This window comes from Massilia sp. Masssp94 (assembly GCF_059491305.1).
Map to the genome: position 1 here is coordinate 799,167 of NZ_CP168501.1, position 22,498 is coordinate 821,664.

22 protein-coding genes and 1 riboswitch are annotated in these 22,498 nt (G+C 66.2%); of the genes, 8 read left to right on the forward strand and 14 right to left on the reverse strand.

Features of this window, described 5'->3' with window-relative positions:
* Positions 1 to 44 precede the first annotated feature (44 nt).
* The 4 genes from ACEN9G_RS03420 to ribBA all read right to left on the reverse strand — a co-directional run bounded on the left by ACEN9G_RS03420 (position 45) and on the right by ribBA (position 4,518).
* Positions 45 to 2,213, reverse strand: a complete 2,169-nt coding sequence (locus ACEN9G_RS03420) for a cellulase family glycosylhydrolase (RefSeq protein WP_413339121.1) — start codon at positions 2,211 to 2,213, stop codon at positions 45 to 47.
* Positions 2,214 to 2,377: 164 nt separating this feature from the next.
* Positions 2,378 to 2,848, reverse strand: a complete 471-nt coding sequence (gene nusB / locus ACEN9G_RS03425) for a transcription antitermination factor NusB (RefSeq protein ID WP_413339119.1) — start codon at positions 2,846 to 2,848, stop codon at positions 2,378 to 2,380.
* Between the two features lie 13 nt (positions 2,849 to 2,861).
* The gene (gene ribH / locus ACEN9G_RS03430) at positions 2,862 to 3,341 is read right to left on the reverse strand and encodes a 6,7-dimethyl-8-ribityllumazine synthase (protein ID WP_056127338.1); all 480 of its coding nucleotides are present in this window, start codon (positions 3,339 to 3,341) and stop codon (positions 2,862 to 2,864) included.
* A gap of 61 nt (positions 3,342 to 3,402) precedes the next feature.
* The gene (gene ribBA / locus ACEN9G_RS03435; protein WP_413339117.1) at positions 3,403 to 4,518 is read right to left on the reverse strand and encodes a bifunctional 3,4-dihydroxy-2-butanone-4-phosphate synthase/GTP cyclohydrolase II; all 1,116 of its coding nucleotides are present in this window, start codon (positions 4,516 to 4,518) and stop codon (positions 3,403 to 3,405) included.
* A gap of 250 nt (positions 4,519 to 4,768) precedes the next feature.
* Here ribBA and ACEN9G_RS03440 point away from each other — a divergent pair, with 250 nt between their 5' ends.
* Complete coding sequence (locus ACEN9G_RS03440) at positions 4,769 to 7,645, forward strand: M16 family metallopeptidase (RefSeq protein WP_413339115.1); 2,877 nt, start codon at positions 4,769 to 4,771, stop codon at positions 7,643 to 7,645.
* On the opposite strand, the gene ACEN9G_RS03445 is transcribed toward ACEN9G_RS03440, so the two are convergent.
* From ACEN9G_RS03445 to glyA, 10 genes are all read right to left on the reverse strand, one after another.
* Positions 7,646 to 9,616, reverse strand: a complete 1,971-nt coding sequence (locus ACEN9G_RS03445) for a S9 family peptidase (protein ID WP_413339113.1) — start codon at positions 9,614 to 9,616, stop codon at positions 7,646 to 7,648.
* A 92-nt stretch (positions 9,617 to 9,708) separates the two neighbouring features.
* Complete coding sequence (locus tag ACEN9G_RS03450; protein ID WP_413339111.1) at positions 9,709 to 10,338, reverse strand: riboflavin synthase; 630 nt, start codon at positions 10,336 to 10,338, stop codon at positions 9,709 to 9,711.
* A gap of 36 nt (positions 10,339 to 10,374) precedes the next feature.
* Positions 10,375 to 11,466, reverse strand: coding sequence for a bifunctional diaminohydroxyphosphoribosylaminopyrimidine deaminase/5-amino-6-(5-phosphoribosylamino)uracil reductase RibD (gene ribD, locus ACEN9G_RS03455; protein WP_413339128.1), 1,092 nt, complete (start codon positions 11,464 to 11,466; stop codon positions 10,375 to 10,377).
* 123 nt (positions 11,467 to 11,589) lie between these two features.
* Positions 11,590 to 12,168 (reverse strand): GspH/FimT family pseudopilin, encoded by a 579-nt coding sequence (locus tag ACEN9G_RS03460; RefSeq protein WP_483127687.1) that lies wholly within the window; start codon positions 12,166 to 12,168, stop codon positions 11,590 to 11,592.
* Positions 12,165 to 12,701: a type IV pilin protein gene (locus tag ACEN9G_RS03465; RefSeq protein ID WP_413346339.1), complete on the reverse strand. Its 537-nt coding sequence runs from the start codon at positions 12,699 to 12,701 to the stop codon at positions 12,165 to 12,167. Before ACEN9G_RS03465 ends, ACEN9G_RS03460 begins: the two co-directional genes overlap by 4 nt.
* The gene (locus tag ACEN9G_RS03470; RefSeq protein ID WP_483127688.1) at positions 12,598 to 13,365 is read right to left on the reverse strand and encodes a pilus assembly PilX family protein; all 768 of its coding nucleotides are present in this window, start codon (positions 13,363 to 13,365) and stop codon (positions 12,598 to 12,600) included. Before ACEN9G_RS03470 ends, ACEN9G_RS03465 begins: the two co-directional genes overlap by 104 nt.
* On the reverse strand, positions 13,362 to 14,258 hold the full coding sequence (locus tag ACEN9G_RS03475; protein ID WP_483127689.1) for a PilW family protein: 897 nt from the start codon (positions 14,256 to 14,258) through the stop codon (positions 13,362 to 13,364). The genes ACEN9G_RS03470 and ACEN9G_RS03475 overlap by 4 nt, the downstream gene beginning before the upstream one ends.
* On the reverse strand, positions 14,255 to 14,809 hold the full coding sequence (gene pilV / locus ACEN9G_RS03480; RefSeq protein WP_483127690.1) for a type IV pilus modification protein PilV: 555 nt from the start codon (positions 14,807 to 14,809) through the stop codon (positions 14,255 to 14,257). The genes ACEN9G_RS03475 and pilV overlap by 4 nt, the downstream gene beginning before the upstream one ends.
* A 127-nt stretch (positions 14,810 to 14,936) precedes the next feature.
* Positions 14,937 to 15,395: a transcriptional regulator NrdR gene (gene nrdR, locus ACEN9G_RS03485; protein WP_056127307.1), complete on the reverse strand. Its 459-nt coding sequence runs from the start codon at positions 15,393 to 15,395 to the stop codon at positions 14,937 to 14,939.
* A gap of 42 nt (positions 15,396 to 15,437) precedes the next feature.
* Positions 15,438 to 16,685, reverse strand: coding sequence for a serine hydroxymethyltransferase (glyA, locus tag ACEN9G_RS03490; protein WP_371772071.1), 1,248 nt, complete (start codon positions 16,683 to 16,685; stop codon positions 15,438 to 15,440).
* A 101-nt stretch (positions 16,686 to 16,786) separates the two neighbouring features.
* Positions 16,787 to 16,920, reverse strand: a riboswitch (ZMP/ZTP riboswitch).
* 142 nt (positions 16,921 to 17,062) lie between these two features.
* Between glyA and ACEN9G_RS03495 the strand changes: the two genes are divergently transcribed.
* The 7 genes from ACEN9G_RS03495 to pal all read left to right on the forward strand — a co-directional run bounded on the left by ACEN9G_RS03495 (position 17,063) and on the right by pal (position 22,435).
* Positions 17,063 to 17,812: an SDR family oxidoreductase gene (locus ACEN9G_RS03495; protein WP_413341180.1), complete on the forward strand. Its 750-nt coding sequence runs from the start codon at positions 17,063 to 17,065 to the stop codon at positions 17,810 to 17,812.
* Positions 17,813 to 18,029: 217 nt separating this feature from the next.
* Positions 18,030 to 18,434: a tol-pal system-associated acyl-CoA thioesterase gene (ybgC, locus tag ACEN9G_RS03500; protein WP_413341182.1), complete on the forward strand. Its 405-nt coding sequence runs from the start codon at positions 18,030 to 18,032 to the stop codon at positions 18,432 to 18,434.
* 27 nt (positions 18,435 to 18,461) lie between these two features.
* Complete coding sequence (tolQ, locus tag ACEN9G_RS03505; protein WP_036237603.1) at positions 18,462 to 19,145, forward strand: protein TolQ; 684 nt, start codon at positions 18,462 to 18,464, stop codon at positions 19,143 to 19,145.
* A gap of 21 nt (positions 19,146 to 19,166) precedes the next feature.
* Positions 19,167 to 19,595 carry a biopolymer transporter ExbD gene (locus ACEN9G_RS03510; protein WP_056127297.1) on the forward strand — a complete coding sequence of 143 codons (429 nt, stop codon included), beginning with the start codon at positions 19,167 to 19,169 and terminating at the stop codon, positions 19,593 to 19,595.
* A 10-nt stretch (positions 19,596 to 19,605) separates the two neighbouring features.
* A complete protein-coding gene (gene tolA / locus ACEN9G_RS03515) occupies positions 19,606 to 20,583 on the forward strand; it encodes a cell envelope integrity protein TolA (protein ID WP_413341184.1) in 978 nt (325 codons plus the stop codon).
* A 34-nt stretch (positions 20,584 to 20,617) separates the two neighbouring features.
* Positions 20,618 to 21,883 carry a Tol-Pal system beta propeller repeat protein TolB gene (gene tolB / locus ACEN9G_RS03520; protein WP_413341186.1) on the forward strand — a complete coding sequence of 422 codons (1,266 nt, stop codon included), beginning with the start codon at positions 20,618 to 20,620 and terminating at the stop codon, positions 21,881 to 21,883.
* Between the two features lie 24 nt (positions 21,884 to 21,907).
* Positions 21,908 to 22,435 (forward strand): peptidoglycan-associated lipoprotein Pal, encoded by a 528-nt coding sequence (pal, locus tag ACEN9G_RS03525; protein ID WP_371767975.1) that lies wholly within the window; start codon positions 21,908 to 21,910, stop codon positions 22,433 to 22,435.
* The last annotated feature ends 63 nt before the right edge of the window (positions 22,436 to 22,498 follow it).

The window sequence follows — 22,498 nt, forward strand, 5'->3', positions numbered from 1 at the left end:
GAAAGCCACCGTCGGCGCCAGCTGCGGTGGCTTTCATTTATGGATTACCAGTCAATCGAGTCGACATGGACGGTGCCCGTCCACGCGGCCCCCGTCGTCAGGTTCAGCCCAAGGCGCTGCAGCGGCGTGACCGACGTCGCCGGCACCGTGATCGTGAACGTATTCCACGTGCCCGGCGTGAACGTCGTCGACGGATTCGAGAACCAGCCCCAGTTGTAGTCCATCAGATAGGGCTCGACCTTCGTGATCCGGCTGCCGGACGGGATGAAGACGTGGAAGGTGATCGTCGCGCCGGGCGGCACGATCACACCGCTCTGCTCCAGCGACGCCGACCCCGCCGCCGTGCCCGCGACGTTCACGGCGAGCGACCGCTGGCCCGCGTAGTGCCGGGCGGTCGACGTCGCGATGCCGCTGATCAGCGCACCGCTGGGGGTCCACAACTGGGTGTCGGTCTCGAAATGGAACTTCGTCGGGTCGGGGTTGGTGCCGGGCGTACGTGCGCTCGCTTCGGTCGAGAACCCGGATGCGCCTGCGCCGTTCACCGCCACCACGCGGTAATAATACGTCGTGCCGGGATTCAGGCCCGTGTCCGTGAACGTCGTGCCGGTGAGGCCGGTGACGGAAGGCGTCGCCGGTTCGCTGCCGGAGTTCGCCGTGCGATAGAGCTGGTAACTGGTGGCGCCGCGCACGGCATTCCACTGCACGGTCACCTGGTCGGCGGCGGCCGTGGCGACCACACCCGCGACCGCGTACGGTGCGCCGTTCGGCGGCGGCGGAACGGCGCCGTCGGTCAGCGCGGTGACCAGGGCCGGATCGGTGATGGCGCCCGTGTCATACACGAACGGGGCGTTCGGCGTGCTCCAGTAGAACGGGCTCAGACCGTGGGCGCGGGCGGATTCGCCTACATACTTGTTCCAGTAGAGATGGGACGCATTGTTCCAGACCTGTTCGTCGCCCGTCAGGCCCGGGGTGGCGGCCGCATGGAACTCGCCTATCATCACGGGCACGCCCTTGCTGGCGAACTGGTCCTTCAACTGCTGCATACCGGCGTCGATATTGCCTTCCTCGCCCCATGTGGCGTTGCGCGTCGGATCGCCTGCATAGTGGTAGGACTGGCCCCAGAACCAGATGGCTTTGCCCCACGACTGGTCGCCATGGATGATCGTGAACAGCGACGGCGTGTAGTTGTGGTATTCGACCATCAGCCGGCCGGGAGTCGAATCGGACGGCAAGTTGGTGAACCACGACGGGTCGCCCTGGCCCTGCAGCACGAGCCAGCGGCTGGTGTTCTTGCCGCCGGCGCCGCGCACCGCATCGACGAAGGTCTGGTAGTACTTCGCCACCGTCGCCATGTGCGCGGGCTTGTACACGTTCGGCTCGTTGGCGGCCGCGAACAGCAGGTGGTTGTCGTACCCCGCGAACGCGGTCGCGATCTGCGTCCACAGGTTGCGCATCTGCGCGTCGACGGCCGGATCGACCGTGTCGCCGATATGGTTCTCGAACCACCCGCCGTCCCAGTGATCATTGATGACCACATACATGCCGGCCGCGATGCTGTAGTCGACGGCCTGCTTGACCTTGGCCATGTAGGCGGGATCGATCTTGCCGGTGGCATCGGAATTCGTCACCCACGCGCACGGGATGCGCACGGCGTTGAAGCCGGCGTTGGCGGCGGCGGTGTACACGGCCTGGCTCGGGAATGCATAACCCCACATGGCTTCCAGCGAATTCCCGAGGTTGAAGCCGCGGGTAGGCATCGGCAGCGCCGTCGTGATCGGCGGCGGGGTCGTCGCCTGCACGTACACCGCGCCCGTGTAGAGCACCGTATCGCTGGACTTGTCCCGGACCGAGACCGTCTTCATGCCGTCCGCGACACCCGGCGTGCAGCGGAAGCGGACTTCGGTGGGCGTGATCGACAGCTTCGCCGGATGGGCGCAATCGGTGACGTCGAGCGCCAGCGCGGCGGGCAGGTTGGTGCCCAGGATCTGGAAATAAGCCGTCTGCCCCACGTGCAGCGTCGACAGCGTCGCGAAGCTTGGGTCGGTCGAGTTGACGGTGCCGACGGTGCCGGTCGCGCGCTTGCCGGCCTGGTCCTGGGACACGTGCGCGCCGCCGCCGGCGCTGACGGCCATGCTGGTGTCCCTGCCACTGCCGCCGCAGCCTGCCAGCAGGATGGCACCCGCCATCGCTGCAAGAACGAAATGTGTTTTCATGGTCTCCACTTCAATGTTGTTGGGTGAGTGACCATCATTGGCAGCCGCGGCCACGAACTCAATTTCGTTTTCCCGTAAGATCCCACGTAAAACCAGTGGATGTAAAAAAACCGCCCCGGTCTCCCGGGGCGGCTTTCTCACTACTATATATAGTGGGTAACGGATCAGCGTCGCGAATCCGCCGCCACCTCGTCCGGACGCAGCTCGCCGGCCAGGCGGTCGAGCACGCCGTTCACGTACTTGTGGCCATCGATACCGCCGAACGACTTGGCCAGTTCCACGGCTTCGTTGATCACGACGCGGTACGGGATCTCGATCTGGTTCTTCAGCTCGTACGCGCCGAGCAGCAGCACGGCGTGCTCGATCGGCGACACTTCCGCGATCGGGCGGTCGACGGTGGGTGCGATCACCTCGCGCAGCTCGACCGACTGGGCGATCGCGCCGTTCAGCAGTTCCGTGAAGTACTCGCCGTCGGCCTTGTCGAAGCCGTGCGCGGTGCGGATGTTGGTGACGACCGTGGAGGCCGGTTCATTGTTCAGCAGCCATTGATACAGCCCCTGCAGTGCGAACTCGCGCGCGCGGTGGCGCGGCGTGCGGTTCTTGATGGGATTGGCGTGCGATGTCTTGTCAGTCATGGTTGTACTCGATTTACTCTTCTTCGGCCTGCAGTTCTTCGAGGCCCAGCAGCAGGTTGGCCATCTCGACCGCGACGCGTGCCGCGTCGGTGCCCTTCTCGGCCATGCGGGCTTCCGCCTGCTCGTCGTTTTCCGTCGTCAGCACGGCGTTGGCGATCGGCATGCCGTAATCCAGGCCGATGCGGGTGATGCCGGCGCCCGACTCGTTCGACACGAGCTCGAAATGGTAGGTTTCACCGCGGATGACGGCGCCCAGCGCGATCAGCGAGTCGAATTGCTGCGTCTCGGCCATCTTTTGCAGGGCCAGCGGGATTTCCAGCGCGCCCGGGACGGTCACGTGCAGGATGTCCTCGTCGGCCACGCCCAGGTGCTTCAGTTCTGCCAGGCATGCCGACAGCAGGCCATGGCCGACATCGGCATTGAAACGTGCCTGCACGATACCGATGCGCAGGCCTTCACCTGCCAGATTGCTTTCAAAAGTTCCTACCGTCATGGCTATGCCTCTTGTTCTTTCGTTGATTAATAGTTCAATGGTACCGCGTTATGCAGACGCATTACGAGCTCACCTCGCATCCGGGCTTGGCCAGGTAGCCGGTGACTTCAAGGTCGAAACCGGCCATCGACGGCATCTTGCGCGGGTTGGCCAGCAGCTTCATCTTGCGCACGCCGAGCTGGCGCAGGATCTGCGCGCCGATACCGTAGGTGCGCAGGTCCAGGTTGGCCGCGCGGCCGACCGGGCGCGTCGGCTTGTCCTGGAACTGGGCGAACAGTTCGTCGGCCGTCTCGGCGCAGTCGAGCAGGACGATGACGCCCGCCTCCGCCCGCTGCACGGCCTGCATCGCGGCCGCGAGATTCCACGAGTGCGACGTCGAGGCGCTGTCCAGCAGGTCGAGGATCGACACCGGCTGGTGCACGCGCACGAGCGTCTCGCGGTCTTCCTGCGGGTTGCCGTGGACGAGCGCCAGGTGCGCCGAGCCGCTCGGCTTGTCGCGGAAGGCGACCAGCTTGAACTCGCCGTGCACGGTGGCCAGCGAACGCTCCGCCACGCGCTCGACGAGGGTCTCGTTCTGGCTGCGGTAATGGATCAGGTCGGCGATGGTGCCGATCTTGAGGTTGTGCTCCTGCGCGAATTCCAGCAGGTCCGGCAGGCGCGCCATCGTACCGTCTTCCTTGATGATCTCGCAGATCACGGACGCCGGGGTCAGGCCCGCCATTTCCGTGAGGTCGCAGCCCGCTTCCGTATGGCCGGCGCGCATCAGCACGCCGCCCTTGACGGCACGCAGCGGGAAGATGTGGCCCGGCTGGACGAGGTCTTCCGGCTTCGCGTCCTTCGCCACCGCCACCTGGATGGTGCGGGCGCGGTCGGCCGCCGAGATGCCCGTCGTGACGCCTTCCGCCGCCTCGATCGAGACGGTGAAGTTGGTCCCGAAGGACGTGCCGTTACGGGTCGTCATCATCGGCAGTTCGAGGCGGTCGCAGATCTCCTCGGACAGGGTCAGGCAGACGAGGCCGCGCGCGTGGCGGATCATGAAGTTGATCGCCTCGGGCGTGACGTGTTCGGCGGCGAGCACCAGGTCGCCTTCGTTCTCGCGGTCTTCCTCGTCGACCAAAATGACCATGCGCCCGGCGCGCAGTTCGTCAACGATTTCCTGGGTGGTGGAGATGGGCATGTGGATTCCTCGAGAGTACGGACCGGCTGGTGCGGAAATCCGCTATTTTAAAGGATTTGCCAGTCCTCGACCGTATCCCCGTCGGGGGGCCGCGCACTCTAGAGTCCCGCTACCACTGCTGCGGCATTGTTTCGTTGCATAATGACAACGACCCGCTTTGTTCGGCCTGCATTACATCATGCTCATTTACAAGTGTGGCCCAAGTCGGGCAAGGTAGAATGATTTTTTTCCGTGCCGAGGACGTCGTCGCATGCTCATCCGTATCGCCCGCATCACTTTTCTCGTCGCCGCCCTGCTCGTGCAGGGCGTGGCGCGGGGCGCGTCCCTCAAGCTCGACGATCCGCTGCCGGTCGGGGCCCAGGTCAAGGTCGGCAAGCTCGACAATGGCCTGACCTACTACATCCAGCGCAACCGCATGCCCGAGCACAAGCTGGAACTGCGCCTCGTCGTCAAGGCCGGCTCGATCCTCGAGGACGAGGACCAGCAGGGCCTGGCCCACTTCACCGAGCACATGGCCTTCAACGGCTCGCGCCATTTCAAGAAGCACGAGCTCGTCTCTTACCTGCAGTCGATCGGCGTGAAGTTCGGCGCCGACCTGAACGCCTACACGTCGTTCGACGAAACCGTCTACATCCTGCCCGTGCCGTCCGACCGCAAGGACGAACTCGACAAGGCCTTCCTCGTGCTGGAAGACTGGGCCCACGGCCTCACGCTGACGGACGCCGACATCGACAAGGAACGCGACATCGTCCTCGAGGAAGCCCGCCTCGGCAAGGGCGCCGGCGACCGCATGCAGAAAGTGCTGATGCCGAAGATCTACAACGGCTCGCGCTATGCCGACCGCCTGCCGATCGGCCAGGAAGACGTCATCCGCACCTTCAAGCCGGACACGCTGCGCCGCTTCTACAAGGACTGGTACCGCCCGGACCTGATGGCGGTCGTCGCCGTGGGCGACATCGATCCCGCCCAGGCCGAGAAATTGATCCGCCGTCATTTCGCCGGCCTGAAGAACCCCGTCCACGCGCGTCCGCGCGACTACGCGAAGATCCCGGCACGCACGGACAACGAGGCGCTCGTCGTCACCGACAAGGAAGCGGGCCCGGCATCGATCCTGATCCGCTACCCGCTGCAGCCGTTCCACGAGCGCGCCACCCTGCGCGGCTACCGCGAGCAACTGGTCGAAGCGCTGTTCGCGGGCATGCTGAACCAGCGCTTGCAGGAATTGTCGGCGCTGCCCTCCCCGCCGTTCATCGGCGCCAGCAGCGCCCTGTCGCGCCTGACGCCGCGCTACCGGTCGTACAACGCGATGGCCGCGCTCGGCATGAACGGCGCCACCGTCGCCATCGACGCGCTCGTGCAGGAAAACGAGCGCGCGCGCCGCTTCGGCTTCACGACGGCCGAACTCGAGCGCATGAAGAAGACGATGATGCGCACTTACGAGCGCGCCTGGAACGAGCGGGACAAGACGGATTCCGCCGTCCACGCGGCCGAATTGATGCGCAACTTCCTCGAAGGCGAATCGATTCCCGGCATCGATGCGGAGTACCGCTACGTGAAGGAACTGGCGCCCGGGATCACGCTCGCGGAGATCAATGCCTATGCCGCCAGGACCATCCCGGCCGACTCCGGCAAGCTCGTGATCTACACGGGCTCGACCAAGACGGAAGGCGACGCCCCGATTCCCACCGGCGAGCAATTGCTGGCGGCCGTCACCAACGCCGAGAAGCGCGACGTGAAGGCGCACGACGAAAAGGCCGTCGCCGCGCACCTGATGGACCGGCCGCCCGCGCCCGGCAAGATCGTCGACGAAAGCCGGGATGGGAGCCTTGGTCTCACCCGGTTGACCCTGTCGAACGGCGTCAAGGTGATCCTCAAGCCGACGACGTTCCGCAACGACCAGGTCCTGATGAGCGCCGCGCGCTTCGGCGGCCAGAGCCTGTTCGACGACAAGGACATGTTCAACGCCCGCTACGCCGACACGATCGTCGCCGCGATGGGCCTGAAGGATTTCTCGCCGCTCGACATGCGCAAGATCCTGGCCGGCAAGGCCGCCTCCGTGAGCGCGGGCCTGGGCAACAACACGGATGTCGTCGCGGGCACGGCGGGCGCCACCGACGTCGAGACGATGCTGCAGATGGTGTGGCTGAAATTCGCCGGCGTGCGCCGCGACGAAGACCTGTACAAATCGTTCATCGGCAAGCAGATGGAGTTGGCGCGCAACCGCCTGTCGCAGCCGGGCGCCCTGTTCGGCGACACCGTGCTGGCCACGCTGTACGACAATAACCCGCGTGCGCCGCGCGCCCTGCGCCCCGAGGACATCAACAAGATCGACCTCGACCGCGCAATCGCCATCTACCGCCAGCGCTTTTCCAGCGCCAAGGACCTGACGTTCATCTTCGTGGGCAGTTTCGACGTCGCCGCCATCAAGCCGCTGATCGCGACTTACCTCGGCAGCCTGCCCACGCCGGACATCCCGACCGCCTACCGCGACCTCGGCATCCGTCCCGTGACGGGCGTCGTCAAGCGCGAGATCAAGAGCGGCTCGGAAGACCGCAGCAACGTGTCGCTGACGTTCACTGGTCCCAGCGAGGTCACGGAACTGGAAGAACTGCGCCTGTCCGCGCTGGCGGAAGTGATGAACATCCGCATCATCGATATCCTGCGCGAAAAGTTGGGCCTCATCTACGGCGGCGGCATGGAAGCGTCGATGACGCGCATCCCGTACAGCCACTACACGATCGGCGTCCAGTTGCCGACGGGCCCGGACAACGTCGACAAGGTGCTGGCGGCGACGTTCGCGGAGATCGACCGCATGCGCAAGGAAGGCCCCACGCAGGAAGACCTGGACAAGGTCAAGACGAACTGGCAGCAGACCTACCGCAAATCGCTGCAGGAAAACGCGTACTGGCTGGCCGCCCTGCAGACCTCGCTGACGGAAGGTACCGATCCGGGCACCATCCTCACGTTCGACAAGGACATCCAGAACCTCACCGTGGACGACGTCAAGCGGGCCGCGCAGCGCTACCTGAACACGGAGAATTATGTGCAGGTGGTGCTGAATCCCGAGGCCAAGGCCACCGCGGCCCAGGCGCGGAACGACACCGAGAAGAAACCCGGCGAATCCTGATTACTTCAAGTACTTGTTGAACCACGCGATCTCGCGCGCCCGCAGGTCGCGCTGGTTCTCCGGCCTGCGGAACGCGTGTCCCTCGCCGTCATACACGAGCAACGTGGTCGGCACGCCCATCGCTTTCAGGCCGTGCCAGAATTCGAACGATTGCGCCGGCGGGCACTCGACGTCGCGCTCGCCCACGTAGATGAAGGTCGGCGTGCGCGCCGCCTTGATCGATGCGATCGGCGACGCGGCGCGGTAGACGGCGGGATCGTCGTACATCGTCGCGCCGAAGTACGGCACCATCCACTGGTCGATGCCGTTCTGGCCATAGTAGCTGATCCAGTTGGCGATGCCGGCGCCGGCCACGGCGGCCTTGAAGCGCGGGCTGTGCGTGACGCCCCACATCGTCATGAAGCCGCCGTAGGAATGCCCCATCAGCCCGAGGCGGTTGCCGTCGATGGGCGCGCGGGCGATGACCGCGTCGACGCCGGCCAGGATGTCGCGCCAGTCGCCGCCGCCGAAGTCGCGCCGGTTCGCGCGCGTAAACGCCGCGCCCTGGCCATAGCTGCCGCGCGGGTTCGGCATGAAGACGAAATACCCTTCCTTCACGAGGTCGCGCACGAGCGGGTTGCCGTTGTCGCCGGCCGCCACGTAGCGCGGCGACGCGGCCGCCGCCGGGCCGCCATGCACCTGCACGATCATCGGGTAGGTACGGCCCGCCTCGACGCTGCGCGGGCCCAACAGCCAGCCCTGCACGTCGAACCCGTCGTTGGTCCAGCCGATACTGCGCGCGGAGACCTGCGGCAGGAACCCATCGTTGTCGCGGGTGATGGGCACCAGTTCCGGCAGGCGTCCGGCGACGATGCGCGGCGCGTGCTCGAAGTCTTCCGTCACCGACGCGGCCACGCGGCCGTCCGCGCTGAACACGACCCGCCCGTCGCGTCCCGCCGAGAGGCCCACGGGGGCCTGCCACAGCATGCGCGCGCTACGCGCCGCGGGATCGATCGCGGCGATGCCGGCTTCGCTGCCGCCCAGCACGGACGCGAGCAACTCCTTGCCGCGCCACGTGATGCCGTTGAACGTGCCCTTGTAGTCCGGCGTGACGTCGACCGGTTCGCCGCCTTCCAGCGGCACGGTGTACACGTCGCCGCCGACGGAACCGAAGTCGCTCATCAGGCCACCGATGAAGGCGACCGTGCGCCCGTCCGGCGACACGTGCGGCATGTTCATCTGCATGTGCGGCGCGGCGATGACGCGCAGGCGGCCGCTCGCCGCGTCGACGTGGCCAAGCGTCGCGATCCACCAGTTGTTGTCGCCGTTCCCCTGCGCGCTCGTGACGACGAAGCCCTTGCCGTCCGGCGTCCAGTCGTATTCGTAGACGAACGTGTCGCCTGGCGACACGAGACGGTAGTCGCCACCCGCCGCCGGCACGATGGCGATGCGCTGCTCGTCCTCTTCCTGCGCGAGGCCGATCTCGCCGACCTGGCGCGCACCCGCCTCGACGGCGCCCGTCAGCTTTTTCGCGCCGACCGTCGCGAGGAAGGCGACCTGGCGGCCGTCCGGCGACCAGCGCACCGTGCCGGCGACGCCCCTGATCGTGGCCAGCGGCGTCATGCGCCCATCGCGCACGAGCACGACGCCGGCGGTACCTGCCCTCGGGTCGGCGACGATGGCGGCCAGTGTCTTCTGGTCCGGTGACCACGCGAGGGACTCCAGGCGGCATTGCGCGCAATCGGCCTTCTGCCACGTCGATGCGATGCGGCCGGTGGCCGTGTCGCGCACGACGATCCGCGGCCCCGTTCTCGCTTCCCCCTCCACCGCCTCCACCGCCGCGATGCGCTCGCCGCTTGCCGTCATCGCGAGCGTGCGGTAGGTGCGCATGCCGGCCGGATCGGCATGTGCCAACGCGGCCGCCGCCAGCAGCACGGTCAATGCCGCGCCGCGCGCGACGGTCTTGCCATCGAGGGAAAGGTGCCGGGTCATGTCTCGTCCTTGTTATCGTTGTGATGCCAACGTAAAGACGGACAGGCCGGCTACGCTGGCACGGAGGCCAGCAGGGAGTCTACGCCATCCGCTCAGGCCTTGGCGGCGCTGAGCATGCGTTCCACGTAGCGTGCGATGAGGTCGATCTCGAGATTGACCTTCTTGCCGGCACGCAGGTGCTTCAGCGTCGTGACGGCGATCGTGTGCGGAATCAGGTTGATCGAGAAGCGGCAGCACTGGCTGCCGGCCCCGTCGATGTCCTCGACGCTGTTGACCGTCAGCGACACGCCGTTCACGACGACGGAACCTTTATAGGCCAGGTACTTGCCCAGGTCGCGGGGCGCGTCGACGACGAGCTTCCACGACTCGCCCACCTGCTCGAAGCTGTGCACGTCGCCGAGGCCGTCGACGTGGCCCGAGACGAGGTGGCCGCCCAGGCGCTCGGCCAGGGTCAGCGCCTTTTCCAGGTTCACTTCGCCCGGCTGGTCGAGGCCCACGGTGCGATTGAGGCTCTCGCGCGAGACGTCGACGGCGAAGGCGCTGTCCGTCTTTTCGACGACGGTCATGCAGGCGCCGTTGATGGCGATCGAGTCGCCCAGCGCGACGTCGGCCAGCGGCAGGCCGCCCGCGTCGATGTCCAGGCGCACGCCGGCATCCGCGCCGTCCGCCAGCGGGGTAACCGATTTGATGCTGCCGACGGCAGCGACGATTCCGGTGAACATGATCTCTTCCTTTGTTTTGACAATATCGGTGCGGTATTACGCGTGGCGGCTCGGATCCTCGTCCCGCTTGAAACGCGCCAGGATGCGCAGGTCCGGCCCGACCTGGGCCACGGCGTGGAAATGCAGCGGCAGCTTGTCGGACAGGTGCGCAAGCGGCGGCAGCGCGAACATCCCCTGCCCCGGGCCGACGAGGCTGGGCGCCAGGTAGACGAGCAACTCGTCCACGCAGCCCTCGCGCACGAGCGACGCGTTCAGCTTGGAACCGGCCTCGACGTGCAGCTCGTTGATCTCGCGCCGTCCCAGCTCGCGCATCAGCGCCGGCAGGTCGACCTTGCCGGACGCATTCGGCAACATGAGGATCTCGTGTCCCAGCGCCTGCAGCGCCGCTTCCTTGTCCGCGTTCGGCACGGCGGCCACGATCCAGCACGGCTCGCCCTGCAGGATGCACGCGTCGAGGTCGATGTCGAGGCGGCTGTCGACGATCACGCGGCGCGGCTGCAGCGGCGTGTCGATGCCGCGCACCGTCAGCTGCGGGTTGTCGACCTTGATCGTGCCGATGCCGGTCAGGATCGCGCTCGCGCGCGCCCGCCACGCGTGGCCGTCCGCGCGCGCCTGGGGGCTCGTGATCCACTGGCTCTCGCCATTGTCCAGCGCCGTGACGCCATCCAGGCTGGCCGCCGTCTTCAGGCGCACCCACGGCCGCCCGTGGCGCATGCGCGTGAAGAAGCCGATGTTCAATTCATGGGCCGGTTCGGCCAGCAGGCCCGCGCTGACCTCGATCCCGGCCGCTTCCAGCTGCGCCAGGCCGCGCCCGGCGACGAGCGGATTCGGATCGACCATCGCCGCGACGACGCGGCCGAGCCCCGCCTGGATCAGCGCGTTCGAGCACGGCGGCGTGCGGCCGTAATGGCTGCACGGCTCCAGCGTGACGTAGGCGGTGGCGCCGCGCACGTCGTAGCCGCGCGCCTGGGCATCGCGCAGCGCCTGGATCTCGGCATGGGCCTGGCCGGCGGCCTGCGTGTGGCCGGCGCCGATGACGGTGCCGTCGCGCACGATCACGCAGCCGATGCGCGGGTTGGGCGCGGTGATGTACATGCCCTTCGCCGCCCATTCCAGGGCCAGCGCCATGCCGTCGGTATCGCTCTGTATCTGCACTCTCGTTTCCGGTCTCGCTACGTTGTGTTGCCAGGTTCGCACCGGCGGCGTCCCGCCGCCCGAAGGTTCACGCTGGCGGCGTCCCGCCGCCAAAGTTCATGGCGCCGGCGCGCCGTCGCAACCCGCATCGCGCGCCGGATCGCACACGCGCGCCCGGCCCAGCATGTTGATTTTAATACGGCGGATGTGCCCGCCATGAAACAGCGACACCGTTCCCCAGCGCGCCGCCGCGCTGTTACCGTCGGCGCAACTGCGTCCCGCGCCATTGTAGGCGATATAGTACGGCCGTGCGACATTCGTGAAAGCGAAGTCGATGGCAATGCCCGGCGCCAGCGGCCCGTGCTCCGCGATCAGCTCGCCCTCCCCCGGTTGGCCGCCGCCGTCGCGGTCTCGGTCAGGGTCACCGAGCACTTGCCAGCCCAGCCGCCAGTCGGCCCCGAGCGGATCGCGCGGCACTACCTTGACGCGCCGCCCGCGCGCGAGCGCCTGCGCCCGCGCGAGGTCGATCGCCCCGAACAGGTCGCCGGTGGCCGCCTTCAGCTGCTGCGTCCGCACGAGATCGCGCAGGTCGGGCACGGCGATGGCCAGCACGATCGCGGACGCGGCGAGGACGATGCACAGTTCGGGCAGCGTCACCCCGTCCGCCCGCCAGGCGCGCCTGGGAATGGATGTCATGGCCAACATCGCACCTCCGGGTGTTCCGCGCCCTGGTGCCCGGTACTGTCGAGCGTCAGCGCGCCGCAATCGGGATCGCGGAAGCGCATGTCGACGCGGACCGTGCCGGGACGGGCGCGGATCTCGACGCAGTCCCCGATCTCGCGGCCGGGACAGGCATGCGCGTCGAGCTCGTAGGCGCTGGCGGCCGCGCTCGAGCCCGACCACCACGCGAAGCCGTCCGCGCCGGGCTCGGTCGCCGAGAACTCGACATACGTTTGATGCTGGAGCCGGTAGCGCTCCTGGCGCTGCATGGCGTCGATCAGCGCCACCTGGCCCTCGACGCGCCTGACGCGCACGGTGTAGCCGGCGTAGGACGGGTACGCGAGCGCGCCGAGGATGCAGACGATGGTCAGGACGATCATCAGTTCGACGAGCGTGAATCCCGCGTCATGGCCGGGTACGGGCGTGCAGCTCGTCCCAGTTCGCGATCTCGCGCCAGCCGATCCGGCCGGCCGGAAGCCGGCGCTCCGGCGGCCGGGACGGCTGCCCATCGCCGTTGCCGCCGCCGCGTGCGTCCTCGTTGCCATTGTCATGTCCTTCATCATCGTCGTTTCCATGTCCGTGATCGCCACCGGTACCACCCGCCGGCGGCGGCACCCGGACCAGTGACTGCAATACGACCCGCGTCGACGTCCGGGTCCCGAAGCCGATGGCCGTGACGCGATAAAAGCTGCCCAGTTGCGCCGTCGCCCCCGCCGGCGCGATCCTTTCGATGACGTAGGCCGGCAGCCGCGCGGTCAAGCCCCCACGGCCGGTCGCCAGCACGGCGCCCGTGAACCGGCCATAGGGCACGAGCGCCGGGTTGCCGGCGTTCGCGAGGTCGAGCGCCTGCCACGCCGGCGGCGAACGCTCGCGGCACAGCCCAAGGTCGTCCGCGCCGCGGCCGCAGTCCTCCGCGAACGCGTGGCCGCCCGCGGGACCGAAGTGCGCGGTGCGCTCCGCCGGCACGCCGGCCGCGCCGGCAATGTCGTGCTCGGCGTCGCGCAGGGCCGCCTCGGCCGCCGCCTGCGCCACGTCGCGGTCGCGCTCGTTGCGCGCGGACGCCAGCAGGACGAATGCCCCGCGCGCGACGGCCACGCCGATCACCAGCGTCGCCAGCATCATGGCCAGCGCGCAGGCGAGGGCCAGTCCGCGTTCGCGTGCGGGCGCTCTCATGATGGCGGCGCCGGCACCGCGGCCGTGAACGTGAACAGCCGCCGCTCGCGCCGGCGCAGGTCCGGCGTCATGCGGGCCTCGTCGAGCGAGCTGCCGGGATCGTCAACGCCCGCCGCGGTCGCATACCCGGTGCCCAGCAGGTCGTAGCGCGCGCCGCCGGGTGTACGCGTGGGACGGTTGCCGTGCAGCAGCAGGCCGATGCGTAGGCCGACGACGCGTTTCCAGTGCGTCCGCCGGTTGAACTCGGCCGGAGGCAGGCCGGCGAAGCCGGCATCGAGCGCGTCGATCCCCGTCGCGTTCACATAGCGGTTGGGGGTGCCGTCCGGCGGGTCGTCCGTATCGACGCCGTACAGCACCTGGAAGCCGTCCACGCCGCTCGCCACCGCGTCCGCGCTCCAGTGCGCGGCGCCGCGGTATTTGCAGTGCAGCTCGGCCTCGCCTTCACCGTTGCGCGCCACGTAGAAGATGCTCCAGCCCTCCTCGCCCGCCGCGACCGGGAAGCCGGCGCAATCGACGGCGCTGGCGTCGCCGGGAAAGCGGACGGCCAGCACGTCGCTGCCGTTGACGGCGGCCGGCAGCGGATCGTCGATGCCGGCCGTGGCGCGGGACAAGGTGCGCGCATCCAGTCCCGCGAGGCGTGCCGGGGCATGGTCCGCCGCAGGGTCGGCCAGCATGTCGGGGTCGACGGCGCCGGCCTGGCGTATGGCGCGGCCGATGAGGTCGATGGCGAAGCGTCCGCCGTCCTCCACGCCGCCCGACTCGGCCTGGGCCGCGTACGCGCCGTTCGCGAGCACGAGCAGGCGTCCGGCCATCAGCACGATGCCGAGGCCGATCGTCAGCGCCACCATCAGTTCGACCAGCGTCAGGCCACGCTGATGGCGCAATGCGTTCATGGCGCCGCTCCCGCCAGCGGCATCATCAGCTTCGGCGCACCGGTCTCGCGATCGCCTTGCGCGCGCCAGCCGAGCTTGACGACAACGGGCGCGCCGTCCTCCTCCTCGCAGGTCCAGGGCAACACACCGGCCGCATCGGGCGAGCCCGCATCACGGCATACGCGCAGGCGTCCACCAGGGAAACCGGCAGCCACGGCCTCGGCCACTTCGAACACGTCGAAACGCGCCAGCTCGTCCGCGTCGCAGTCCGCGTCCGCATAGCACGGCGCCGGTGCGGTCGGCGCGCCGCCGCTGGCGTCGTAATCGAGATGGAGATACGGGTTGTCGGACTGCGCCAGCGCACGGGGATTGACGCGCATGCGCTCGGCCAGCGAGCGCGCCAGGCGGGTGCCGTCGGACAGGCGGGCCGCGTCGCGCGCCGAGCGCACCGCCAGCGTCTGCAGCGCGGCCGCGCCGGCGATGCCGAGCGCGACGACGAACAGGGCGACAAGCACTTCGACCAGCGTAAAGCCCGCGCGCACGCTCAGTGGCGAACCCGACAGCGACCGCATCGACGACCTCCAGCGTTGCGTTGAACAGAGCTGAGAAGGTAACAGTCGAGCTCCGGCAAGCCGTGTGACGACTCAACCGTGAGGAGGGAACTAAAAACCGGGAAAAGTGACGCGCTTATTTACTCGATTACTTACGCGGCTGGCCCACTTCCGCGATGGCTTCCTGGAACTCGGCCAGGTCTTCGAAGTTCTTGTAGACGGAGGCGAAGCGGATGTAGGCGATCTTGTCGAGACGCTTGAGTTCCTGCATCACGAGTTCGCCGACATGGCCCGTGTCGACCTCGCGCCGGCCGCTGGTGAGGAGTTTCTCTTCGATGGAGGCGACGGCGCGGTCGATGGCTTCGGCCGCCACCGGGCGCTTGCGCAGTGCGAGCATCAGGCTGCCGCGCAGCTTGGAGGATTCGTATTCGGTACGGCTGCCGTTCTTCTTGACGATGAACGGCATCGAGAGCTCGATCCGTTCGTACGTGGTGAACCGCTTGTCGCACGCGACGCAGCGGCGCCGGCGGCGGATGGCGTCGCCTTCCTCGGATACGCGGGTATCGAGGACCTGGGTGTCTTCATGCTGACAGAACGGACATTTCATGGGGCTTGTAGAGGGCGCCGCAAGGGCGCCCTCCCTATCGCATTACGCTTCGTAGACCGGGTACTTGTCGGTCAGTTGCTTGACTTCCGCCTTGACGCGCTCGATGGTCGCGGCGTCGTGCGGGTTGTCCAGCACGTCGGCGATCAGGTGGCCGACCTTGACGGCGTCTTCTTCCTTGAAGCCGCGGGTCGTGAAGGCCGGGCTGCCCAGGCGGATGCCCGACGTCACGAACGGCTTCTGCGGGTCGTTCGGGATGCCGTTCTTGTTGCAGGTCATGTGCGCCTGGCCCAGGATCGCTTCCGCTTCCTTGCCGGTCAGGCCTTTCGAACGCAGGTCGACGAGCATCACGTGGGATTCGGTACGGCCCGAGACGATGCGCAGGCCGCGGGAGATCAGCGTCTCGGCCAGTGCCTTGGCGTTCTTGACGACCTGCTGCTGGTAGGCCTTGAATTCCGGCGACAGCGCTTCCTTGAAGGCGACCGCCTTACCGGCGATCACGTGCATCAGCGGACCGCCCTGGATGCCCGGAAAGATCGCGGAGTTGATGGCCTTTTCGTGCTCGGCCTTCATCAGGATGATGCCGCCGCGCGGGCCGCGCAGCGACTTGTGCGTCGTCGACGTGACGAAGTCGGCGTGCGGGACCGGGTTCGGGTATTCGCCCGCGGCGATCAGGCCGGCGTAGTGGGCCATGTCGACCATGAAGTACGCGCCGACTTCCTTCGCCACGCGGGCGAAGCGTTCGAAGTCGATGCGCAGGGCGAAGGCGGAGGCGCCGGCGATGATCAGCTTCGGCTTGTGCTCGCGCGCCAGGCGTTCCATCTGCTCGTAATCGATGTCTTCCTGCTCGGTCAGGCCGTAGGAGATGACGTTGAACCACTTGCCCGACATGTTCAGCGCCATGCCGTGGGTCAGGTGGCCGCCTTCGGCCAGCGACATGCCCATGATGGTGTCGCCCGGCTTCAGCATCGCGAAGAACACGCCCTGGTTCGCCTGCGAACCCGAGTTCGGCTGGACGTTCGCGGCTTCGGCGCCGAACAGTTCCTTCACGCGGTCGATCGCCAGCTGCTCGGCGACGTCGACGTATTCGCAACCGCCGTAGTAGCGCTTGCCCGGATAGCCTTCGGCGTACTTGTTGGTCAGTTGCGATCCCTGGGCCTGCATCACGGCCGGCGACGTGTAGTTCTCGGATGCGATCAGCTCGATGTGGTCCTGCTGGCGCTTGTTTTCCTTCTGGATGGCATCAAACAGTTCCGGGTCAACCTTGGCGAGCGTGTGATCTTTTGCAAACATGAAAAAACTCCAATCGATAAGAGAACCAGGCAACGGTCAGCGCTGAACAGGCGGGAGCCGAAACACATGCGGGGCAGCCGCGATACCAACGCGTACCAGTCGGTGGCTGCCCAGGCGAACGGCAAGTTTGAAATCTCACGTTCCCCGGTGGGTGCCCACCTTCGCCACGCGCCGGCAGGCCGATCGCTCCTGATCGGACGGCAGCGCACGGTTTTCGCCAGTCACGTGAGATGTAAATGGAACCTCGGATTGTACGGGATTGTGCGGCTGCCAGGCAAGGAAACCGATGCCGACCTGTCAACCCGGCTTCCGGCGCTGCCCCGCGTGGTCATTTCAGCTACAATCGCACGGTTACCACCTGCCAGGCAAAAACCAAAATGATCGTTTTCATCACCGGCGCATCCGCCGGATTCGGCGCCGCCATGGCGCGCACTTTCGGCAAGAACGGCCACCAGGTGGTGCTGGCGGCGCGTCGCAAGGACCGTCTGGAGGCGTTGGCAAGGGAGTTGGGCGAATCCGCCCTGCCGATCGCGATGGACGTCACCGACAAGAATTCGATCGAGGAAGCGCTGTCGATGCTGCCGCAATCCTGGCGCCAGATCGACGTCCTGATCAACAATGCCGGCCTGGCCCTGAACACGAAGCCGGCGTACGAGGTGCCGCTGGAAGACTGGGAGACGATGATCGCCACGAACATCAAGGGCCTCGTCACGATGACGCACGCCCTGCTGCCGGCGATGGTCGAGCGCGGCAGTGGCCTGGTCATCAACATCGGCTCCGTGGCCGGCCGCACCCCGTATCCGGGCGGGAACGTGTACGGCGCCACCAAGGCCTTCGTCGAGCAGTTCACGCTGAACCTGCGCGCCGACCTCGCCGGCACCGGCGTGCGCGCGACGAACATCGCGCCAGGCCTGTGCGGCGGCACCGAGTTCTCGAACGTGCGCCTGCGCGACGATGCGGCCGCGGCCAAGGTCTACGAAGGCACCCAGCCGCTGACGGCCGAAGACATCGCCGAGACCGCCTACTGGGTCGCCACCCTGCCGCCGCACGTCAACATCAACCAGATCGAGATGATGCCGACCTGCCAGGGCTACGGCCCGCTCAACATCAAGCGCAACCTGGGCTGAGGCGCCAAGCACAAAAATCGGTCGACCGGCGAACGAATTGTTTTCGCTTTGTAACAGCGGCGCCGGTCAAAATGAAAAAGTGCTACAGTTGCTGGCTTGGCATGAGCCTCTCACATTCTCACGCCGGCCACTCATACCCAGGTATACGTACCCTGGCGCACATATAACGGGTATAAATGGCGTAAAATGTTTCCCATTTTCATTTATGGCAGCTGAAATGCCTTCAGTTTTCACCTGGACAGTTCGCGTCTATTACGAGGATACGGACGCCGGCGGCATCGTGTACTACGCCAATTACCTGAAGTTCTTCGAACGTGCGCGCACCGAATGGCTGCGTTCGCTCGGCATCGATCAGCAAACCCTGCGCGACGAGGACGGCGCGCTGTTCGTCGTGCGCAATGCCAGCGTCGACTATGTCGCGTCCGCGCGCCTGGACGATGAAGTGAAACTGACCCTGAACGTGGAAAAGCTCGGCCGCGCGTCCGTCGAGTTCGCCCAGCAGGCCTGGCGCGGCGATACGCTGCTCGCCAGCGCCGACGTGAAAGTCGGCTGCATCGATGCTGTCACGATGCGTCCGCGTTCCCTCCCCGACCTTGCCGCTGCTAAAATGCGTGCCGCCTGATCATCCATTTGACCAAATATATATCCAATGAACGCAGTCCAAGACCTCTCATTCATTGAACTGATCCGCCATGCCCACGTGCTGGTGCAGTTGCTGATGGCCCTGCTGTTCGCGATTTCCCTGATGAGCTGGACATATATTTTCCGCAAGCTGTTCGCGATCCGCGCGGCACGCCGCCAGACGGAACAGTTCGAACGCAGCTTCTGGGCCGGCGGCAACCTGCACACCCTGCACCAGAGCGCCAGCAGCCAGCGCGACCAGAGCGGTCCGCTGGCCCGCATCTTCGAAGCGGGCATGGGCGAGTTCATCAAGGGCAAGCAGGCGTCGCGCGACGCGCTCGACATGGGTGCCGTGCTGGATGGCGCCCGCCGTGCGATGCGCGCCGCGTTCCACCGCGAACTGGACCAGATGGACACGCACCTGAACTTCCTGGCGTCGGTCGGTTCGGTCTCGCCGTACATCGGCCTGCTCGGTACCGTGTGGGGCATCATGAACGCGTTCCGCGGCCTCGCGAACGTGCAGCAGGCCACGCTGGCCACGGTTGCACCGGGCATCGCCGAAGCGCTGATCGCCACCGCCATCGGCCTGTTCGCCGCCATTCCTGCCGTGGTCGCTTACAACCGCTTCACCCACGACATCGACCGCCTCGCGATCCGCTTCGAAAGCTTCGTCGAGGAATTCTCGAACATCCTGCAGCGCCAGTCGCGCTGATCGCCGTCACGAGGAACCGACATGGCCTTCAACAGCAGCCTGCGGGGCAGCCGTCGCAAGCTCAAGTCCGAGATCAACGTCGTGCCGTACATCGACGTGATGCTGGTGCTGCTCATCATCTTCATGGCGGTACCGCCGACGCAGAACCCCAGCGAGATCAAGCTGCCCAGCGCCGAGCGCTCGACGCAGCCGCCGGACGACTACATCCAGATCGCGATCAAGGAGAACGCCCAGCTGCAGATCGGCATCACGGGCAAGAATCCGCAGCCGCTGGAAGACGTATCGAGCCGGTCGACGCTCGTCACGCGCCTGCGCGACCTGCACGCCGAGCATCCGGATTATCCGGTCTTGATAGCTGGCGACCGCGACAGCAAATACGATGACGTCATCCAGCTGATTTCGGAAGCCAAGAAGATGGGTATCAACCGCGTCGGCCTGGCCACGAAGTGAAGACGAACTGATGTCAGCAACGAAGCAGACCAACATCGGCAACGGCGCGCCTTACAGCGTGCCGCCTGAACCGAACCGCTGGCCGGCCATCGGCCTGGCGGTGGGCGTGCACGCCATGTTGCTGGCGTTCCTGTGGATCGGCGTGAGCTGGCAGAACAATGCGCCCGTCGCCGTCGAGGCGGAAATCTGGGACGTGACGACGCAGACCGCCGCGCCGCCGCCCGCGCCTGCCCCGGCGCCCGAGCCGGAACCCGAACCCGAGACCCCGCCGCCGCAACCCGCGCCGAAAGCCGTGGAGCCGCCGCCCGTCGTCGAAAAACCGCAGCCGAAGGCGCCGGACATTGCCCTCGAGCGCGAAAAGAAACGCAAGGAAGAATTGAAGCGCAAGCAGATCGAGGAAGAGCGCGAACGCAAGCTGGAGGAACAGAAGCGCGCGGAAGAAAAGAAAGCGAAGGCGCTCGCCGAGAAAAAGGAACGCGAACTCGAAGAGAAGAAAGCCAAGGCCGACGCTGAAAAGAAAGAAGCCGAGCAGAAGAAAAAAGACGAAGCGGAAAAGAAAAAGAAAGAGGAAGCCGAGAAGAAGAAAAAGGCAGCCGCCGAACAGAAGAAACTGGAAGCCGCCCGCGCCGAGGAAATGCGCCGCATCACGGGCGCGGCCGGCAATCCGACCAGCACCGGCACGGCCGAGAAATCGACGGCGCCGCGCATCGACAAGGGCTACTCCGCGGCCATCACGGCCAAGGTGAAGGGCAATACGTCGTATGCGGGCAGCCTCGACGAACCGGGTAATCCGACGGCGACGTTCCGCGTCGAGCAGTTACCGACCGGCGAGATCATTTCGGTCAGGAAGATCAAGAGCAGCGGTGTGCCTTCATTCGACGATGCCGTCGAAAAAGGCATCACCAAATCGTCCCCACTGCCAAAGAAGAAAGATGGTACGGTAGAGCGTTCCCTCGTGATCGAGTTCCATATGAAGGATCTGCAGTGATCGCGTTCCGACCTTAACCATTGCTGAGAGAAACATGAAGAAACTACATACCCTGCTGTTTTCGGCCACCCTCCTGATGGGCGTGGCTGCACATGCCCAGCTGAAAGTCGAAATCGCCGGCGTGGGCAGCAACCAGATCCCGGTCGCAGTCGCGGCATTCGCCGACGAATCGGTGGCACCCGAACAGGTGTCCGCCATCATCCGCGCCGACCTCGAACGCAGCGGCGTGTTCAAGGTCATCGACGCGCGCCAGACCATTTCCGACACCGCCAACATCGACCTGGCCGCCTTCAAGGCCAGCGGTGCCGACGCGCTTGTCGTGGGCTCCGTGCAGCGTCTCGCGGACGGCCGCTTCCAGGTGCGTTATAAACTGCTCGACACCGTCAAGCAGTCGCAGCTGTCGCAACTGTCCGATGCCGTCACGGCGCGCAATACGCGCCTGGAAGGCCACCGCATCGCCGACGACGTCTACGAAAAACTGACCGGCGTGCGCGGCATCTTCTCGACCCGCATCACGTACGTGAAGCAGGACCCGGCCGCGCGCGACTACAAGCTCGTCGTGGCCGACGCGGACGGCGAAGGCGAGCAAGTCGCCGCGCACGGCCGCGAGCCGATCATCTCGCCGTCGTGGTCGCCGGACGGCACGAAGGTCGCGTACGTCTCGTTCGAACTGCGCAAGCCCGTGATCTACGTGCAGAACCTGGTGACGGGCCAGCGTACCGTCGTCGCCAACGAGAAAGGCAACAACTCCGCACCGGCCTGGTCGCCGGACGGCACGAAGCTGGCCCTCGCCCTGTCGAAGACCGGCAATACGCAAATCTGGATCGTGAACGCGGACGGCAGCGGCCTGCGCCGCGTATCGAACAGCAACGGCATCGACACCGAGCCGCAGTTCTCGCACGACGGCCAGTCGATTTACTTCACCAGCGACCGCAGCGGCGGTCCGCAAATCTACAAGATGAGCGTGAGCGGCGGGCAGGCAACCCGCGTCACGTTCAACGGCAACTACAATATCAGCCCTCGTGTATCCCCGGACGGCAAGACGCTGGCGTGGATTTCGCAACGCGATGGGGGTTTTTCCCTGTATGCGATGGACCTGGCTTCCGGTCAGGAACAACGCTTGGCCGATGGGGCCACCGAACCGAGTTTTTCGCCGAACGGCAAATACATCATGTATGCGACGAAGGGTGGCGGGCGTACCGCATTGGCCGTTGTGTCGGTCGACGGACGCGTCAAGCAGCGCCTGAGCACCCAAGCGGGAAACATTCGGGAGCCCAGCTGGGGCCCGTTTATGAAGTAAAAACTTTTGACCAGGAGAAAAACCATGCGTAATGTAAAAAGTGTAGCGTTCATCGTGGCTGCTGCCGCCCTGCTGTCGGCATGCTCGTCGACCAAGCTGCAGGAAGCCCCGAAAGTCGAAGAAAAGCCGGTCGCTCAGGCAACGCCGCCGGCCGAACCGGCACGTGAAATCAAGCCGGTCGAAACCGGCAGCGTCGATCCGCTGAACGACCCGAAAGGCGTTCTGGCGAACCGCAGCGTGTACTTCGACTTCGACAGCTACGTTGTCCGTGACGACGGCAAGCCGGTCGTCGAGAACCACTCGGCTTACCTGACCAAGAACAAGCAGCGCAAGGTCCTGATCCAGGGCAACACCGACGAGCGCGGCGGCACCGAATACAACCTGGCCCTGGGCCAGAAGCGCGCCGAAGCCGTGCGCAAGTCGATGGCTGCCCTGGGCGTGTCGGACAGCCAGATGGAAGCTGTTTCGCTGGGCAAGGAAAAGCCGAAGGCCACCGGCCACGACGAAGCTGCCTGGGCTGAAAACCGCCGCGCGGACATCGTCTACCAATAATCGGGACGCTGTCTTGCCTGCCTGAGAGCTGGCGCTCCCGGCAGATTTGACAGCGGGGCGGGA